Origin of the sequence: Pantoea sp. SOD02 (genome assembly GCF_024707505.1) — a bacterium.
In the GTDB taxonomy this organism is placed as follows: domain Bacteria; phylum Pseudomonadota; class Gammaproteobacteria; order Enterobacterales; family Enterobacteriaceae; genus Pantoea; species Pantoea symbiotica.
The window spans coordinates 203,539-220,335 of sequence record NZ_CP102604.1 but is presented as its reverse complement, the minus strand read 5'-3'; the positions used below and the strand labels follow the sequence as shown (position 1 = coordinate 220,335).

The window sequence follows — 16,797 nt, the reverse complement described above, 5'->3', positions numbered from 1 at the left end:
TCTCCCCAATAAAAAACCGCCCAACGGGGCGGTTTAGATGCATCTTACCGAAGACATCAGGATTCGGTGTTGTGTTCCTCATCCGAAGACTGACGTCCTTTACCCACATAGTAGCGGGAGAAGAATACGCCGACTTCAAACAGGCAGTACATCGGAATAGCGAGCAAAGTTTGCGAGAAAACATCCGGCGGTGTGAGCAGCATCCCAACCACGAACGCGCCAACCAGCATATAAGGACGTTTCTTTTTCAAATCTTCGGGTGACGTAATGCCGGTCCAGCACAGCAGCACAATCGCAATCGGCACCTCAAACGCCACACCAAACGCCATGAAAATCGTCATGACGAAGTCGAGGTAGTTGGTGATATCCGTTGCAATGGTGACGCCTTGCGGCGCGGTTTTGGCGAAAAAGCCAAACGCCAGCGGGAACACGATGAAGTAAGCAAACGCCACACCGACGTAAAACAGCAGCGTACTGGAGAACAGCAACGGCATCACCAGTTTGCGCTCGTGGCGATAGAGCGCAGGCGCCACAAACGCCCACACCTGATACAAAATCACCGGCACGGCCAGAAACACCGAAACGATAATGGTGAGCTTGATCGGCGTGAAGAACGGCGATGCCACGTCGGTGGCGATCATGCTCGCACCGGCTGGCATCTGGCTAATCAGCGGTGCCGCGACCAGATGGTAGATATCATTCGCGAAATAGACCAGACACAAAAAGATGACTAAAACAGCGATGATGCAATTCAACAAACGCTTGCGCAGCTCAATCAAATGGCTAATGAGCGGTTGGGTATCTTCAACGGCCATGTTTATCGTTCATCTTTTACGAGAGAAATCTTCGCGGTGCTTTCGGGAGCACTGGCGACGGGATGGGTTTCTGCTTCTGAAGCGACGTTGTCTGGCTGCGGAGCCTGTGCGGGTGCACTGGTTTGATGTTCCGCTGCAGCAGGCGTGACCGCGGGTGAAGTCACGGGCTGCGCTGCTGCTGGCTGAGTCTGATGAATGGTGTTGGCTTCATCTTCCTCTTTTTCGACATCGATACTCTGCTGCACTGAACGCTTCATCGAGTCGGCGGTTTTACGCAGCTCTTCCATCGACTCTTTCAGCTCGGGTGACAGCGTGCCACGGCCCGCTTCTTCCACCTTTTTCAGGCTGTCCTGCAGTTCCTGCAGTTTCAGCTCTTGCGCCAGTTCGTTTTGTACATTCGCGGCCAGCGAGCGAATGGCTCTGATCCAGCCGACGACGGTTTTCACCGCAACCGGTAATCGTTGCGGGCCAAGCACAATCAGCCCGATCACGAACACCAATACCAGTTCACTAAAACCAATGTCGAACACAGTTATACCTGCTTGTCGTTCCGGGCGTCGTCTTTAGTCGCCGTGGTTTGCTGTTTGTCTGCCAGAGTTTTGGCGTTGAAGTCAGCGTCCTGCTCTTTCGGTTGATCCTTTTTATCGTCTTCATCGCCCATGGCTTTTTTGAAGCCGCGAATGGAAGATCCTAAATCCGAACCCAGGTTGCGAAGCTTGTTGGTACCGAACAGAAGAACAACAATGACGGCAATGATTAACAATTGCCAAATACTGATACCGCCCATGAGATATGCCTCTAATATTCTGTGAAAAACTGTTGACTGTAACGCACAGAAAGCCCGTATGATTTCGGGCTTTAGCTTGCGACATTACGCGATTTGTACCAGGCAGACAATCAGTTTGTCTTGCGCCAGCCAATAAGCCAGGTGACGATGCCAGCGGCCATTAATAGTGCCGGGAAGAAATCCCAATCCGGTCGACTTAACAGCACGGCGGTGCCACTTAATAACAGTGTAGCGCCTACACCAAACAGATAGCGCGCCTGATGATTACGTGTTCGCTGTACGTTTAAATCGGTGACGAGTTTATCGACGCTGTGCTTCAATAATTTGTGCTGGCGCATGCTGTCGTAAAATAGCTCCGGCAACTCCGGCAGTTTTTCCGCCCAGTACGGCGCTTTCTCTTTCACCGCCCGCATAATCGCCGGGATACCAATCTGATCTTTGATCCAATCTTCGAGGAACGGCTTGGCGGTTTTCCACAGGTCGAGCTGCGGATAGAGCTGACGACCAATCCCTTCGATATAAAGTAGCGTCTTCTGCAGCAGCACCAATTGCGGCTGCACTTCCATATTGAAGCGACGCGCGGTGTTGAACAGGTTCAGCAGCACGTGACCAAACGAAATCTCAGCCAGCGGCTTTTCGAAAATCGGCTCACACACGGTACGAATGGCAAACTCAAAGTCTTCGACGTTGGTATCGGGCGGCACCCAGCCCGAATCCACATGCAGCTCAGCCACTTTGCGGTAATCGCGGTTAAAGAAGGCGATAAAGTTCTCAGCGAGGTAGCGCTTATCTTCTTTGTTTAGCGAACCGACGATACCGCAGTCGATGCCGATGTATTGCGGATCTTCCGGGTGATCGTAGCTGACAAAGATATTGCCGGGATGCATATCGGCATGGAAGAAGCTGTCGCGGAACACCTGCGTGAAGAACACCTGCACACCGCGCTCGGCCAGCAGTTTCATATTGACGCCATGCTGCTCCAGCGTGGCGATATCCGAGATAGGAATGCCGTAAATACGCTCCATCACCATCATCGATTCGCTGCAATAATCCGAGAACACTTCCGGCACATACAGCATGCGGCTCTGGTCAAAGTTACGACGCAGCTGGATGGCGTTCGCCGCTTCACGCAGCAGATTCAGCTCATCAATTAAGGTCTTTTCGTAATCACGCACCACTTCCACCGGACGCAGACGACGTCCATCTGGCAGCAAACGCGGCACCCAACGCGCCAGACGGTAAATCAGTCGCATATCGGCTCTGATCACCGGCAGAATGTCGGGACGAATCACTTTGATCACCACCGCGCGGCCATTGGATTTCAGCGTGGCGGTATGCACCTGCGCGATTGACGCCGATGCCAACGGTTTGATATCGAAGTCCTCAAACCAGGTTTCCACCGGGCCGCCAATCGACTTTTCAATCTGCTCTTTGGCTTTGACGCCATCAAACGGCGCAACGCGGTCTTGCAGCACCGCCAGCTCATCGGCAATCGCCGGTGGGAACAGATCGCGGCGCGTGGAGAGCATTTGACCGAATTTGATCCACACCGGACCCAGCTGCTCCATCGCTAAACGGATGCGCACGCCAGCGGTAGCGTCTTGATGTTTATTGGGGATCCAGAAAATGCAGCGGCGCCACAAGCGTAAAAGCAGCGTGAAGCGCATGCGGGGAATCAGTTCATCAAGGCCGTACGTCAGAAAGATCTTGATGATGAAGTATAAGCGCCGAATTTCTCCCAGCGTCATTTCGCCTCCAGCTGTGCTAAACGCGTTTCAAACGCATTGAGCGAACGTTCCATCGCTTCCACTTCCTCGCAAAACCATGCCAGTTCCAGTGCGCCCGGCGCAACACGCCACTCTTCCGTCAGCACCTGACCAAGATAATCCTGGCGGCGGGTAAACTGCTGCTGCACGAATTTCAGCGCCTGATGCGCGGCCTGGCTTACGCCTTGCGCGGCGATATCGCCAATCCACGGCGCGAGATATTCCGCCGGATCCAGCTCGGCGAGATCCATCAGCGCGGAGAATTGCTGTACCACCTGCAAATCGCCGTCCACCTCCAGTTCACCGCTACGAATCAAGCTGGTGAGCTGCTGGCGGTCGCGCAGTTTCGGCAAGGTACTGACACGCAAGCTCACCGTGCAGTCGCTGTTGTCTTGCCAATCACTCAGTACATCGAGTTGGGATTCGCTAAACACCAGCACCAAAGGAAAATCGAGCTCTTGCAGACGCAGCATCAATACCTTGCCCGCCAAACGCTGGCGTGCGGCTTTCAGGCTGCGATCGCGATAGAGAACACGGTTCAGGGCGGTCTCAAGACCGCCGGTGATGAGAGGAGTTAAAGTCATGATGGATTAGAATTTAAATCCGCGATGCAGCGCGACAATACCGCCAGTCATGTTGAAGTAGGTGGTATTTTCAAAGCCCGCATCGTTCATCATCGCTTTCAGGGTTTCCTGATCGGGATGCATACGAATCGACTCCGCCAGATAGCGATAGCTTTCAGCGTCTTGCGCCACCAGCTGACCAATACGCGGCAGAATATGGAATGAATAGGTATCGTAAGCTTTGCTGAGCGGCTCCAGCAGCGGCTTCGAGAACTCCAGCACCAGCAAACGTCCGCCTGGCTTCAGCACGCGGAACATCGATGCCAGCGCTTTCTCTTTTTCGGTCACGTTACGCAAGCCGAAGGAGATGGTGATGCAATCGAAGTAGTTATCCGGGAACGGCAACGCTTCGGCGTTGGCCTGCACATAGCTGACATTGCCCGACACGCCGAGATTACGCAGCTTTTCGCGGCCCATCTTCAGCATCGAGCTGTTGATGTCTGCCAGCACAACCTGGCCGGTTTCGCCCACCAGACGTGAGAATTTTGCCGTCAGATCGCCGGTACCACCCGCCAGATCCAACACGCGCTGACCGCGGCGCACGCCGCTGCTGTCAATGGTAAAACGCTTCCAGACACGATGGATGCCAAACGACATCAAATCGTTCATCAGGTCATATTTTGCCGCGACGGAGTGAAACACGTCCGCGACTTTATCGGCCTTTTCGCTTTTCGCGACGGTCTGGAAGCCAAAATGGGTAGTTTCCTGCTGTGATTCATCTGCCATCGGTTTTACCTGTTCCACAAACAATTCTTGCCGAAGTGTATCAGAGTCGCGCTACACGAGCACGCGACCACCGTGCTATTCATTGATGCGGCGCAGCGAGTCTGTTGTTGGTTCTGCAACGTTTTCATCCTCGGTGCGATCGTCTGCCCAATCTTCATCCGCCTCTTCCGGCTGCGCTTGTTCAACCAGTTGCGGATTAATTGGACGTTTGATCTCCACGCCAAGCGAACGGAAAGCTTCACTTTGCGCGATCAAGTTGCCGCGCCCTTCAGACAGCTTTTTCATCGCCTGATGATAACTTTGCTGCGCTTTGTCGAGATTGTGGCCGATACCGCTCATGTCATCGACAAACAGCCGCATTTTGTCGTACAGCCGGGTTGCCCGGTCGGCGATGCGCTGTGCGTTGCGGCTTTGGTGTTCATAACGCCAGAGATTGTTGATAGTACGCAGCGCCACCAGCAACGTGGTGGGACTGACCAGCATAATGTTCTGCTGTAACGCTTCGCTGATCAGCTCAGGCTGGCGATCGATAGCCAGCAGAAACGCCGGTTCCACCGGGATAAACATCAACACATAATCCAGAGAGCGTAAACCAGGCAATTGTTGGTAATCTTTACGGCTCAGCAGGCGGATGTGTCCGCGCATGGCGTTAACGTGCTCCTGAATCGCCTGCTCACGCGTGGCTTCATCGTCGGCGTTGAAGTAGCGCTCGTAGGCAACCAGCGTCATTTTGGCGTCAATCACCACATCTTTGCCCTGCGGCAAACGGACGATCACATCCGGTTGCATCCTGCCCTGCTGTTCCAGCTGCACGCTTACCTGCGTTTGGTATTCGTAGCCTTCACGCAAGCCAGAGGCTTCCAGCACGCGGGCCAATACCACTTCGCCCCAGTTGCCCTGAATTTTGTTGTCGCCTTTCAGCGCTTTAGTAAGATTGACCGCTTCCTGCGCCATCTGCGCGTTGAGTTGCTGCAACTGGCGTATTTCGTGAGTCAGAGTGTGACGCTCGCGCGCTTCCACACCAAAGCTATCAGTCACTTGACGGCGGAAACCATCCAGCTGTTCACGCAGCGGGCCAATCAGGCTATTCAGACTTTGACGGTTCTGTTCATCGACGCGCCGCCCGCTGTTTTCAAAGATGCGGTTGGCGAGATTTTCAAACTGCGCGCTGAGACGCTGTTCGCTGTTGGTCAGCAGTCGCTGCTTCTCTTCTGCACCGTAGCGTGTCTCTTCAAGACGAATGGTCACTTCACGCAGTTCGGCTTCCTGTGCGCTGTTTACTTCCAGCTGATTGCGCAGCTCCCGGCTGAGCTGTTCACTTTCGCCGCGCCAGTAATCAAGCTGCTGTAAGCGTTCCTGCGCACCGCTGAGCGCGCCGTGCAGCTGGCGCATCTCCTGTTCGCGTTGCTGGATTTGCTGCTGTAACTGTTCGAGCTGCTGCTGTTGACGCTGCTGCGCCTCTTCCAACAGGCGACGCTCGGTGGTGAAGCTGGCGTGCTGATGGCCGGCGCGCAGTTGGGCGATGATCCAGCCAATGCCCAAACCGGCCAGCGCCAGCGCGCCGCTAATGATAAGTTGCTGATCCATAATCCCCCCGCGGATCGTCTCGCTGAGGGAAAAGGTAGAGGCGTACTGTATGAATGTCCAGATTTTTTTCCCTTCATACTTCAAGCCGCAGATGCGTTGGCTGCACGTTCTCACCCCAGTCACTTACTGATGTAAGCTCCTGGGGATTCGCTCGCTTGCCGCCTTCCTGCGCCTCGAATTATTTTGGGAAAACGTTTTCTACTTATAGGGCTTTTACGGTTAGATCGCCCGCTTTCCACGCATCAATCAGGAAGAAGGGCATCGGCAACACCCATTCGGTTTCACCCTGGATTTTGGCTGGATAGGTCCAGCTTTTCCCGTCATAGGTGATCTCAACCTGCTGCCAACCGTTATCAGCATTTTCAACTGGGCCCGCCATGCTGGCAAAACCGGCGTTGCTGCCGACGTGGAAACTGTCGGTTTGCCAGCGAATTGGCTGATGTGCCGGCCATGGTTGTGCGTGGTGGAAGCGGAAAATATCGTCATGATTCAATATGCTTTCGCGCACCGTTGGCCACAGCGCCACTTTGAGGAAGTACTGATCGGTGAAGCGCTCGCTACCGGCATACTGGGCGATAAAATCACGCATCTGCTGTTCAACATTGTGGAACACGCCATGGCAACCGCCCCACATGCCCGCCAGCAACAGCTCAGTATGCGAGAAGTAATCACGCATATGATGGAACCAATAAGGCGAGTTCAGCCATGCTTCTACCGCCACCACTTCGCGCTCGGACAACAATGAATCCGCGTCACGCACGATATAGCGTTTGACGCTGGCATCGTCCATCACCAGGAAACGCCACAGCGTTGGGAAGATAGTTTTCTCGTGCGACATATCCACCAGCTGGGTGTTTGGCTGCTTCAGGCGCTGCCAGACATGCTGCGGCACGCTGTCGTCAAGATAGATGCGGCATATCCAGTCGGGATAGAACTCGCGCGCCACTTCGATGTTTTTAATCAAGGTTTCGCAGTAGCGTGGCTGACCGCCATACAGGCTAAAGGAGATGATATTTTCTGCCGGATTGTTGCGGTTGATCGGTGGCGGCGCGTCAGAAGGGAATGCCACTTTTGGCCCTTTACTGAAAGTCACATCGGAATTCTGCAGAGATTCGAGGCCGTAACGCGCCACCTCATCCTCTTTATTCAGCCAGCCACACACTTCCGTTAATCCATCCAGCCAGGTTTCCGACGCCTGCGCGCGCTGCGCGGCCGGAGCCTGATAGATCTTCTGGTAAATTTTATAGGATTTTTTGTGCTCGCCCACACGCATCAGGGTTAACGCGTAGTCGCTCAGCACCTGCATATGATTGGGTAAGACGCGCAGCACTTCTTCACAGCACTGACGCGCAAGAGGATAGTTATTCGCCGCCATCGCCTGGCGAAATCTCGCTGCTGCACCTTCAACGCGTGATGGTGCAGTAGCGGGATTATTCATGAAATTGGGACGTGAGACAGAAACCATTTTGCGCATAAGAAATTTCTCAGTAGCTGCTGAAATTGCGCGCATTCTAATCAGGAAATAGCTGGAATCCTTATAAGCCTGGTCTCGAATTCATCCCTGACTGGCGCACTAAATTAAGCGACGCGCGGCTTCAACCACAATTTTCACCGCATCACTTTCGGTCTGTTTCATGGTCGCGGCATCCGGGATCTCTTTTTGCGTACGGTTTACGATGACACCCGCCACCATGCCGGCACGCAGTCCCTGACTGGCGCACATGGTTAACAGTGTAGCGGATTCCATCTCATAGTTAAGGACGCCCATTTGCTGCCACTCTTCCATTGAACCCTGGAAGCGATTCACCACGCGACCCGAGAAGGTGTCGTAGCGTTCCTGGCCAGGATAGAAGGTATCAGATGAGGCGGTAATACCAATGTGGGTTTTCGCGCCGCACGCTTCTGCGGCTGCCACCAGCGCGGTGGTGCAGGTGAAATCAGCCACGGCCGGGAATTCCATCGGCGCAAAATGCAGGCTGGCGCCGTCGAGGCGCACCGATGCGGTGGTGACCAGCACATCGCCCACATTAATATGCGGCTGGATAGCGCCAGTGGTGCCAACGCGCAGGAAGGTGCGCACGCCGAGCTGCGCCAGCTCTTCAACCGCAATCGAGGTTGAAGGTCCGCCGATACCGGTCGAGCACACCACAACCGGTTTGCCATCCACTTCGGCCAGGTAGGTGGTGAATTCACGGTGTGAAGCCAGATGCTGTGGATTGTCCATCAGCGCGGCGATTTTCTTCACGCGCTCAGGATCGCCAGGCACGATGGCCAACGTGGCTCCTTTCAAATCAGCTTTGGTGATGCCAAGGTGGAAAACGTCAGACTGGGCCATAACAGACTCCTGATAATTGGGGATGTGCGCGCCACTCTACGTGAGCAGGCGGCATAAATATGTGACTCAATTCACCATCAATAATGAAACTTACATTATCAGAAAAACATTATGTGATTTACATCACACATTAACGTTGTGCAATTCTGAATTGCTACAAGCGGTGCTGTGTAAGTGTTGGTGGCAATGTTAATAGAGAGGCAGCACACGTGAAAAAAATCCCTCTGCACCTTACGCCAGCCTTGCTTTACTTCGCCAGGCTATAGTTACGTGATTGCGCATTTGCTAGCACGGAGAGAACAATGAAAACCGAAGACAATATGGCACAAAAAACGGCATCCGGCGGCTTTGCACCCGCCGTTCAGCCCACCGCAAGCAGCACCATTATTACCACCAGCGACGCAATTCATGCTGGCGAGACCTCGGTTCCGAGCCAGGGCGAAAATCTGCCCGCCTATTACGCCCGACCAAAAGAGTATCAAGGCACCTTGCCGGTGGTGTTGGTGGTGCAGGAGATTTTCGGCGTGCACGAGCATATCCGTGATGTCTGCCGCCGTCTGGCGCTGGAAGGTTATCTGGCGATCGCTCCCGAACTCTATTTCCGTGAAGGCGATCCCAACGATTACAACGACATTCCCACGCTGTTCAAAGAGCTGGTGAGCAAAGTTCCGGATTCGCAGGTGTTGTCCGATCTCGATCATGTGGCCAACTGGGCCACGCGTCACGATGGTGATATCCGTCGTCTGGCGATTACCGGTTTCTGCTGGGGCGGACGCATTAGCTGGCTGTTTGCCGCGCACAATCCGCAGGTGCGCGCGGCGGTGGCATGGTATGGCCGATTAGACGGTGAAAAGACGCTGAAGCAGCAGAAACACCCGATCGATATCGCAGTGAATCTGAATGCGCCGGTGCTGGGCCTTTACGGTGGTCAGGATGAGAGCATCCCGCTCGAGAGCATTGATAAGATGCGTCAGGCGCTGCACGCCGCCAATGCCAAAGCAGAGATCGTGGTATATCCGGATGCCGGACATGCTTTCAACGCGGATTATCGTGCCAGTTATCACGCTGATTCCGCCAAAGATGGCTGGCAACGTATGCTGGCGTGGTTCGCGCAGTATGGCGTAACGCCAAACGCGTAATAAAAAGGGGCGTCTATGCGCCCCAACCTCATTTACAGCTTCTAAGCCGTTTCACCCCGCAGGTTTTGCGCCGCTTTGACCATATTCGCCAGTGCCTGACGGGTTTCCGTCCAACCACGGGTTTTCAGGCCACAATCCGGATTCACCCACAAACGCGCTTCCGGGATGCTCTGCGCCGCTTTGCGCAGCAACTCTTCCATCCACTCCACGCTCGGCACATTCGGCGAGTGAATGTCATACACGCCCGGACCGATTTCGTTGGGATAGTCAAACTCCTTAAAGGTATCCAGCAGATCCATATCGGAACGTGAAGTTTCGATAGTGATGACGTCTGCATCCAGCGCGGCAATCGAGTCCATGATGTCATTGAACTCGCAGTAACACATGTGGGTGTGAATCTGGGTGTCATCCTGCGCTACGGCGGCATTGAGACGGAATGCATCCACTGCCCAGGTCAGATACGCGGCCCAATCGGACTGATGCAGCGGCAGGCCTTCGCGCAGTGCCGGTTCATCAATCTGAATGATGCCGATCCCGGCTTTTTCCAGATCTTCTACTTCGTCACGCAGCGCCAGCGCAATCTGTTTGGCGATGGTTTCGCGACTCACATCTTCACGCGGGAATGACCAGCAGAGAATCGTCACCGGACCGGTCAGCATGCCTTTCACCGGCTTGTCGGTCAGCGACTGCGCGTACTTCGCCCACTCAACGGTGATGGCTTGTGGCCTGCTTACGTCGCCAATAATGATCGGTGGTTTAACGCAGCGTGAACCGTAGCTCTGTACCCAGCCGTTTTGGGTGAACACGAAGCCGTCGAGGTTCTCGCCGAAGTATTCCACCATATCGTTACGCTCTGCTTCTCCGTGCACCAGCACGTCGAGACCCAAACGTTCCTGCTCAACAATCGCCTGTTTGATGTGTTCGGCGATGCCGGTGCGGTAATTACCGCCATCAATGTTGCCTTTTTTGAAGTCGAGGCGCAGGCCGCGAATTTCAGTGGTCTGCGGGAATGAACCGATGGTGGTAGTCGGCCACGCTGGCAGGTTGAAGCGTTTACGCTGCGCTTTGGCACGTTCGGTGTAGTTGCTGGTACGTTCAACATCTTTAGCCTGGATTTTCGCCAGACGCTCGCCGACTGCGGCATTGTGAACGCGCGTGGAGTTGGCACGCGCACGAATCGGTGCGCTCCACTCGACCAGCGAAGCGGCATTGTTGTTGTTCAGCGCCTGACTCAGCAGTGAAAGCTCAGCGCACTTCTGCAGGGCAAAGGCGAACCAGCTTTTCACCTCTTCATCAAGGCGCGTTTCCACACTGAGATCGATTGGGCTATGCAGCAGCGAGCAGGATGATCCGATCCACAATTGTTGACGTTGGCCCACCAGCGGTTGCAGACGTGCAAACCAGCTGCTGAGATCCGCGCGCCACACGTTACGTCCGTTGATCACGCCGACGGAAAGCAGCCAATCTGCCGGGATCTGCTCATTAAGCTGCTGGATGTCGTCTTTGCCGTGCACCAGGTCAACGTGCAGGCCTTGCACCGGCAGCGCCTTGATCACGTCGAGGTTCTGACCGATGCTGTCGAAATAGGTGGTGAGTAGCAGTTTGCTTTTACCCTGCAGCGCGTCGTAAGCGGGTTTGAACGCATCGCGCCAGGCTTGCGGCAGTTCCAGCGCCAGTGCAGGTTCGTCGATTTGTACCCATTCAATGCCGCGTTTTTTCAGTTCCGTCAGCACCTGTTGGTAAACCGGCAGAATGTCTTTAAGCAGTGACAGGCGATCGAACGGCACACCTTTCACTTTACCCAGCCACAGATAGGTAACCGGGCCGAGTAGCACCGGTTTAATCTTGTGGCCGAGCGCTAGCGCTTCGTCGACTTCATCCAGCAATTGAGTCCAGGTCAGTTTGAACTGCTGGCCCTGAGTGAATTCCGGCACCATGTAGTGATAGTTGGTGTTGAACCATTTGGTCATTTCCGCCGCAGCCGCCGGTGCACCGCTTGGTGCGCGGCCACGACCGAGGCGGAACAGCGTGTCGAGATCGACGGATCCATCTTTGTTCTGGTGGCGTGCAGGCACGTTGCCCAGCAGCAGGCTGGTTGTCAGCACGTGATCGTACCAGGCGAAATCGCCGACCGGCAGCAGATCGACGCCCGCCTCTTTCTGCTGTTGCCAGTGACGAGCGCGCAGTTCGCGCCCCACCGCCAGCAGCTCTTCTTGTGAGCTTTTACCTGCCCAGTAGCTTTCCTGTGCTTTTTTCAATTCACGACGCAATCCAACGCGAGGGAAACCGAGAGTGTGGTTCAGAATGGTCATTTTCTGTTCTCCAGATATTCTTAACTGAGTAGGGTGCAGAGATGTTTAGCCGTCCAGATGTTTACACCGCCATAATCTGCGGGTACTGTATGTTCCTCAAGCGCAATTTGTTCAATCTCGATGTGAAGGATTCTCATGATCGAACTCAAACACCTGCGGACGCTGCAGGCGTTACGGAACACCGGCTCGTTAGCCGCCGCCGCCTCACAGCTTCATCAGACGCAATCGGCGTTGTCTCACCAGTTCAGCGATCTGGAACAGCGGCTGGGCTTTCGTCTGTTTGTGCGCAAAAGCCAGCCGCTGCGTTTTACGCCGCAGGGAGAGATTTTGCTGCAGTTGGCCGAGCAGGTTTTGCCGCAGATTCAGCAGGCTTTGCAGGCGTGTCATGAGCCGCATCAGGCCACGTTGCGTATCGCCATTGAGTGTCACAGCTGTATTCAGTGGCTGACGCCCGCGCTGAATAATTTCCGCCAGAGCTGGCCGCAGGTGGTGATGGATTTCAAATCCGGCGTGACCTTTGATCCACAGCCCGCATTGCAGCAGGGCGAGCTGGATGTGGTGTTAACCTCCGATATTCTGCCGCGCAGCGGATTGTTCTATTCACCGATGTTCGATTTTGAAGTGCGTTTGGTGATGGCACCGGATCATCCATTGGCGCAGCTTGAGCATATTTCCCCGGAAGATATGGCCGATGAAGTGTTGATGATCTATCCGGTGCAGCGTCAGCGTTTAGATGTGTGGCGCCATTTCCTGCAGCCTGCGGGCGTGAGTCCGGCGTTGAAGAGCGTGGACAATACGCTGTTGCTGATTCAGATGGTGTCGGCGCGCATGGGCATCGCCGCGCTGCCGCATTGGGTGGTGGAGAATTTTGAGCAGCAGGGTTTGGTAGTGACGAAGACCTTGGGCGATGGCTTGTGGAGCCGCTTGTATGCCGCCGTACGCGAAGGCGAGCAGCGCCAGCCGGTGATGGAAGCCTTTGTGCGGTTTGCCCGTCAGCACGCCTGTGAACACCTGCCCTTCGTGCGCGATGCCGCGCGCCCGGGCTCACTGCAAACCCTCTCATCCTGATGTTGTTGGGCGGCGAAGGTCGCCCGCGCTGTTATCCCTGTCCCGCCTGCTCTATAATGCGCCGCCTCAACCCGCGACCAAGAGAGTTTCACCATGATGAGTAACGATGTTCTGCGCAGCGTGCGCTATATGCTTGATTTGAGCGATAGCAAAGTGGTGGAGATTTTTGCCTTAGCGGGGAGTGAAGTGCCGCTGGAAGACGTGCAGGCATGGATGAAGAAGGATGACGATGCCGCGTTTCGCAAACTGCCGGATGTATTGATGGGCTATTTCCTCAACGGTCTGATTTTTTATCGTCGCGGTAAGAGTGAAGATGCGCCCGCGCCTTCGATTGAGCGCCGCATGAATAACAACATTTTCATGAAGAAATTGCGTATCGCGTTTGAGCTGAAGACCACCGATATCCCGGATGTGCTGCTGAAAGCGAACTTTAAGATTTCACAGGCTGAGGTTGGCGCGATTTTCCGCAACCCAGATCATAAGAATTTCCGCGAATGCGGTGACCAGATTCTGCGTAATTTCCTGAAAGGTTTGACGATGATTCATCGTCCGGGGCCGGCTAAGAAGGCTTAATGGCTTCTTTGTTCGAGCCGGGTCAGGGATAGCGCGGCAGATCGCAAAGGGTAACCACTTCCCTGTGGATCAGCCTCGCCATCCATGGCTCGGATGCTTTGCTCCTCTGCCGCGCTATCCCTTCCCTTTAGGCCTATGCGTTGCTTTTCTTACCTAATACCCAGCGTTTATGTACATAAAGCGAGGCAAAAATCACGGCGGCACCGGCGATAAAACTCGGCCAATGCGGTTTCTCCTGCCAGATCGCCAGATTCACCAGCAAGCCTGCAGGCACATGCATGTTGTTCATAATGCCCAAGGTGCCGGCATCCACCTGCGTTGCGCCGTAGTTCCACATGAAGTAGCCCAAACCTGAAGCCGCCACGCCCAGCCACACCAGAATGCCCCACTGCAGCGAGGTGGTTGGCAGTTTGTTCGGATTGCCCCACAAGCTCCACGCGATTACCGCGATGATCACTGCGCCCAGATAGAACCACGAAAACGCGGTGTGCTGCGGCATCGGACGAGTTTCCTGCAGACGTTTGTAGCCCACCATGCCGATGGCGAAGCAGATGTTTGCCGCCTGTACCAGCAGCAAGCCGAACCAGAAATGGTCGCTGACTTTGTCGTAACGAATAATCGCCGCACCGATTACCGCCAGCAGCGCGCTGAAGGCATAGCCGATACGCAGCGGACGTCGGCTGAGCAAATCGTAGATCAGCGTGACATACAGCGGCGTCATCACGGTGAACAGCAGGAATTCGGTCACGCTCAGATAGAGATAGGCTTCAAAGCTCAGCAGGTACATGATGCCGAGCTGCAGCATGCCCACCAGCATATACAGCAAGATGGTGGAAGCACGATATCCGCGCCAGCGCAGGAACGGCAGGAAGACGATGGCGGCGAGCGCCAGACGCATTAACACAGAGAACCAGGAATCCACCTGACCTGCCAGGTATTCCCCGATTAAACTGAAGGAAAAAGCCCACAGAATGGTGGTAACGATCAGTAACGGCACGGTAACGATCTCTAAATGAACAGTGGCGCTAGTGTAAACAAACTGTCGTTATCCGAGTAAACTATTTGGTTTACAAGTGGGCAAAACAAGACCAACCAAGCCGTTGTAAGGTCGCCATTAATGGCGACCACATTGCAAACTACGCGAGGAACAATTTACGCAGCGTATGCGGTACGGCGTCATCCGCGTTGCTGCCAATGACTTCCAGCGTCGGCAAGGTATCTTTCAGGCGCTGCTGCGCATTACGCATGATGCAGCCTTTACCTGACATGCTGAGCATCTCCACATCATTCATGCCGTCGCCGAAGGCGATGCACTCTTTCAGCGAGTGGCCGAGCTGTTTCGCTACCGCTTCCAGCGCGTGACCTTTGGAAACCCCGCCCGCCATCACTTCCAGGCAGGTTGGCAGCGAGAAGCTGACATTCACGCGATCGCCCCAGCGCGCTTCAATCGCCTGCTCCATCGGAACTAAACGCTCCGGATCTTCGCAGGTGAAGAACACTTTGCTGATGCCGTCGGTCGGCAGCATGCCCGGCTGGTAAACCTGATAGTTAAATACTGACTCGCGGAAATAGTCCTGCTCGTCTGGGCGATGACGGCTCATGAACCACTCATCGTCGCGATAAACGTGCGTCAGGATGTGCTCGTCATGATATTGCAGGCCATACAAATCGCTGGCGATGTCGGCGTCGAGGTTGTGGCTGAACACCAGCTCACCCTCGGCGTTGTGCACACGCGCGCCATTAGACGTGATCATATAAGCCGGAATGCCGAGCTTATCGCGCATCTGTCCGACGTCGATATAGTGACGACCGGTGGCAAAAACAAAGTGGATGTCACGCGCCACCAGTTCCTGCAGCGTAGTGCGAGCGAACGGCGTCAGGCGGTGATCCGGAGAGAGCAGCGTGCCATCCAGGTCGGATGCGACGATGTGATACATGTAAACCTCGGGTGTTGATATCGGAAAGTAAAATTGATTAAGCGTGGTGTGCAAAAAAATCGACCACCGCGTTTAGCGCTTCGGCACGCATCGCGTCTGTTTCAAACAAGATCTCATGACGCGCTCCTTTTATCACATATGGCGCGTTACCTGCGCAGGGATGTCCTGCTTCGGCCATCGCCGTACAAAATAGATTTTGTGAACGGTTATCCACCACATCATCTTCACTCGCCTGCAGCAGCAAGGTCGGCGTGGTGATGTTCGCCACCTGATTGAAGATGTCGCGCCCGGCCTGTACGCCTTCGCGCACCCAGTGATAAGTGGGCCCACCGACGCGAAGCGCCGGATCGTCAGCGTAAAAACGCAGGTTGCGGCGATAGCGTTCGCGGCTGTGCGTCAGACGGTTGATGCCAAACGGATTGGCGCGCCAGCGGCCGGTGCCCAGCGCGTAGCCTTCACGCAGCGCGGGCAGTTTTTCGGTCAAGTCGAGAATGCGGTGCGCCATCCAGTCGGGCAGCGGCAGCACAATGCCAAACATCGGCGCGGAGAACACCGCAGCGTGAAACGCCTGCGGTTGACGCGCCAGAAACAGCGCTAAAATCGCGCCGCCCATCGAGTGGGCCAGCACGTAGCGCTGCTGATAATGGTTGCTGACTATCTCTTTCAGATACAGCGTTTCAAGATCGTCAACGTAGTCACCAAAATCCACCACATGGCCGCGGTGCGAATCTTCCAGCAGACGTTCGGAACGTCCTTGACCGCGATGGTCGAGAATCACCACATCGTAGCCGCACATGAAGAGGTCGTAAGCCAGTTCGGGATACTTGATGTAGCTCTCAATGCGGCCAGGCACGACCAGAATGACACGACGATGTTGCGGTGAGGTGAAACGGACGTAGCGAATCTTCAGGTTGCCGACGCCGGTGAATTCACACTCTTCACGGCGACGCCAGAAGTCGAGCAGCGGACCGGTAGCAAAGGCCGAAAAGCCTCGCTCACGTCCGAGCCAACTCTGTTTATGATGCTGCATCCGTCCCCCTGAAAAAAACGTGATTCGCGCGCCTGTGCTGCGTAGCGTGCGGCGATTTTCTGTCGTATTGTGTCACACTTCGCTAACTTCAGGGAATGT

Annotated in this window: 16 protein-coding genes; 3 read left to right on the top strand and 13 right to left on the bottom strand. The window is 54.9% G+C overall.

All coding sequences use genetic code 11. The features are described 5' to 3' along the window. Positions 1-56 precede the first annotated feature (56 nt). The 9 genes from tatC to udp form a co-directional block, all read right to left on the bottom strand. Positions 57-815 carry a Sec-independent protein translocase subunit TatC gene (tatC, locus tag NR302_RS00985; RefSeq protein WP_008105814.1) on the bottom strand — a complete coding sequence of 253 codons (759 nt, stop codon included), beginning with the start codon at positions 813-815 and terminating at the stop codon, positions 57-59. 2 nt (positions 816-817) lie between these two features. Continuing rightward, the gene (tatB, locus tag NR302_RS00980) at positions 818-1,345 is read right to left on the bottom strand and encodes a Sec-independent protein translocase protein TatB (protein ID WP_008105812.1); all 528 of its coding nucleotides are present in this window, start codon (positions 1,343-1,345) and stop codon (positions 818-820) included. A 2-nt stretch (positions 1,346-1,347) separates the two neighbouring features. Further along, on the bottom strand, positions 1,348-1,602 hold the full coding sequence (tatA, locus tag NR302_RS00975) for a Sec-independent protein translocase subunit TatA (RefSeq protein ID WP_008105810.1): 255 nt from the start codon (positions 1,600-1,602) through the stop codon (positions 1,348-1,350). Between the two features lie 110 nt (positions 1,603-1,712). Further along, on the bottom strand, positions 1,713-3,350 hold the full coding sequence (gene ubiB, locus NR302_RS00970; protein ID WP_061719383.1) for a ubiquinone biosynthesis regulatory protein kinase UbiB: 1,638 nt from the start codon (positions 3,348-3,350) through the stop codon (positions 1,713-1,715). Then, on the bottom strand, positions 3,347-3,952 hold the full coding sequence (locus NR302_RS00965; protein ID WP_154194521.1) for an SCP2 domain-containing protein: 606 nt from the start codon (positions 3,950-3,952) through the stop codon (positions 3,347-3,349). The genes ubiB and NR302_RS00965 overlap by 4 nt, the downstream gene beginning before the upstream one ends. A 6-nt stretch (positions 3,953-3,958) precedes the next feature. Continuing rightward, entirely contained in the window at positions 3,959-4,717 is a 759-nt protein-coding gene (gene ubiE, locus NR302_RS00960; protein WP_008105805.1) for a bifunctional demethylmenaquinone methyltransferase/2-methoxy-6-polyprenyl-1,4-benzoquinol methylase UbiE, read from the bottom strand. 75 nt (positions 4,718-4,792) lie between these two features. Further along, on the bottom strand, positions 4,793-6,304 hold the full coding sequence (gene rmuC / locus NR302_RS00955; protein ID WP_154156852.1) for a DNA recombination protein RmuC: 1,512 nt from the start codon (positions 6,302-6,304) through the stop codon (positions 4,793-4,795). 202 nt (positions 6,305-6,506) lie between these two features. Further along, positions 6,507-7,778 (bottom strand): tetratricopeptide repeat protein, encoded by a 1,272-nt coding sequence (locus NR302_RS00950; RefSeq protein ID WP_258144321.1) that lies wholly within the window; start codon positions 7,776-7,778, stop codon positions 6,507-6,509. Positions 7,779-7,877: 99 nt separating this feature from the next. Continuing rightward, positions 7,878-8,639: a uridine phosphorylase gene (gene udp / locus NR302_RS00945; RefSeq protein WP_008105797.1), complete on the bottom strand. Its 762-nt coding sequence runs from the start codon at positions 8,637-8,639 to the stop codon at positions 7,878-7,880. Between the two features lie 302 nt (positions 8,640-8,941). Between udp and NR302_RS00940 the strand changes: the two genes are divergently transcribed. After that, the gene (locus tag NR302_RS00940) at positions 8,942-9,778 is read left to right on the top strand and encodes a dienelactone hydrolase family protein (RefSeq protein ID WP_258144320.1); all 837 of its coding nucleotides are present in this window, start codon (positions 8,942-8,944) and stop codon (positions 9,776-9,778) included. Between the two features lie 41 nt (positions 9,779-9,819). Here NR302_RS00940 and metE read toward each other — a convergent pair whose 3' ends face one another. Beyond that, entirely contained in the window at positions 9,820-12,090 is a 2,271-nt protein-coding gene (gene metE / locus NR302_RS00935; RefSeq protein WP_258144319.1) for a 5-methyltetrahydropteroyltriglutamate--homocysteine S-methyltransferase, read from the bottom strand. Between the two features lie 135 nt (positions 12,091-12,225). Here metE and metR point away from each other — a divergent pair, with 135 nt between their 5' ends. Continuing rightward, positions 12,226-13,158, top strand: coding sequence for an HTH-type transcriptional regulator MetR (gene metR / locus NR302_RS00930; protein ID WP_008105792.1), 933 nt, complete (start codon positions 12,226-12,228; stop codon positions 13,156-13,158). A 93-nt stretch (positions 13,159-13,251) separates the two neighbouring features. Next, positions 13,252-13,731: a DUF1456 family protein gene (locus NR302_RS00925; RefSeq protein ID WP_154194529.1), complete on the top strand. Its 480-nt coding sequence runs from the start codon at positions 13,252-13,254 to the stop codon at positions 13,729-13,731. Between the two features lie 133 nt (positions 13,732-13,864). On the opposite strand, the gene NR302_RS00920 is transcribed toward NR302_RS00925, so the two are convergent. The 3 genes from NR302_RS00920 to pldB all read right to left on the bottom strand — a co-directional run bounded on the left by NR302_RS00920 (position 13,865) and on the right by pldB (position 16,698). Continuing rightward, positions 13,865-14,728 (bottom strand): carboxylate/amino acid/amine transporter, encoded by an 864-nt coding sequence (locus NR302_RS00920; RefSeq protein WP_008105787.1) that lies wholly within the window; start codon positions 14,726-14,728, stop codon positions 13,865-13,867. A 139-nt stretch (positions 14,729-14,867) separates the two neighbouring features. Further along, positions 14,868-15,668, bottom strand: coding sequence for a sugar/pyridoxal phosphate phosphatase YigL (yigL, locus tag NR302_RS00915; protein WP_008105786.1), 801 nt, complete (start codon positions 15,666-15,668; stop codon positions 14,868-14,870). Positions 15,669-15,705: 37 nt separating this feature from the next. After that, on the bottom strand, positions 15,706-16,698 hold the full coding sequence (gene pldB / locus NR302_RS00910) for a lysophospholipase L2 (RefSeq protein ID WP_258144318.1): 993 nt from the start codon (positions 16,696-16,698) through the stop codon (positions 15,706-15,708). Between the last annotated feature and the right edge of the window lie 99 nt (positions 16,699-16,797).

Excerpts from the sequence above, each read along its gene's own strand:
- tatC (WP_008105814.1), bottom strand. The coding sequence starts at position 815 with ATGGCCGTTGAAGATACCCAACCGCTCATTAGCCATTTGATTGAGCTG.
- tatA (WP_008105810.1), bottom strand. The coding sequence starts at position 1,602 with ATGGGCGGTATCAGTATTTGGCAATTGTTAATCATTGCCGTCATTGTT.
- ubiB (WP_061719383.1), bottom strand. The coding sequence starts at position 3,350 with ATGACGCTGGGAGAAATTCGGCGCTTATACTTCATCATCAAGATCTTT.
- NR302_RS00965 (WP_154194521.1), bottom strand. The coding sequence starts at position 3,952 with ATGACTTTAACTCCTCTCATCACCGGCGGTCTTGAGACCGCCCTGAAC.
- ubiE (WP_008105805.1), bottom strand. The coding sequence starts at position 4,717 with ATGGCAGATGAATCACAGCAGGAAACTACCCATTTTGGCTTCCAGACC.
- rmuC (WP_154156852.1), bottom strand. The coding sequence starts at position 6,304 with ATGGATCAGCAACTTATCATTAGCGGCGCGCTGGCGCTGGCCGGTTTG.
- NR302_RS00950 (WP_258144321.1), bottom strand. The coding sequence starts at position 7,778 with ATGCGCAAAATGGTTTCTGTCTCACGTCCCAATTTCATGAATAATCCC.
- udp (WP_008105797.1), bottom strand. The coding sequence starts at position 8,639 with ATGGCCCAGTCTGACGTTTTCCACCTTGGCATCACCAAAGCTGATTTG.
- NR302_RS00940 (WP_258144320.1), top strand. The coding sequence starts at position 8,942 with ATGAAAACCGAAGACAATATGGCACAAAAAACGGCATCCGGCGGCTTT.
- metE (WP_258144319.1), bottom strand. The coding sequence starts at position 12,090 with ATGACCATTCTGAACCACACTCTCGGTTTCCCTCGCGTTGGATTGCGT.
- metR (WP_008105792.1), top strand. The coding sequence starts at position 12,226 with ATGATCGAACTCAAACACCTGCGGACGCTGCAGGCGTTACGGAACACC.
- NR302_RS00925 (WP_154194529.1), top strand. The coding sequence starts at position 13,252 with ATGATGAGTAACGATGTTCTGCGCAGCGTGCGCTATATGCTTGATTTG.
- yigL (WP_008105786.1), bottom strand. The coding sequence starts at position 15,668 with ATGTATCACATCGTCGCATCCGACCTGGATGGCACGCTGCTCTCTCCG.
- pldB (WP_258144318.1), bottom strand. The coding sequence starts at position 16,698 with ATGCAGCATCATAAACAGAGTTGGCTCGGACGTGAGCGAGGCTTTTCG.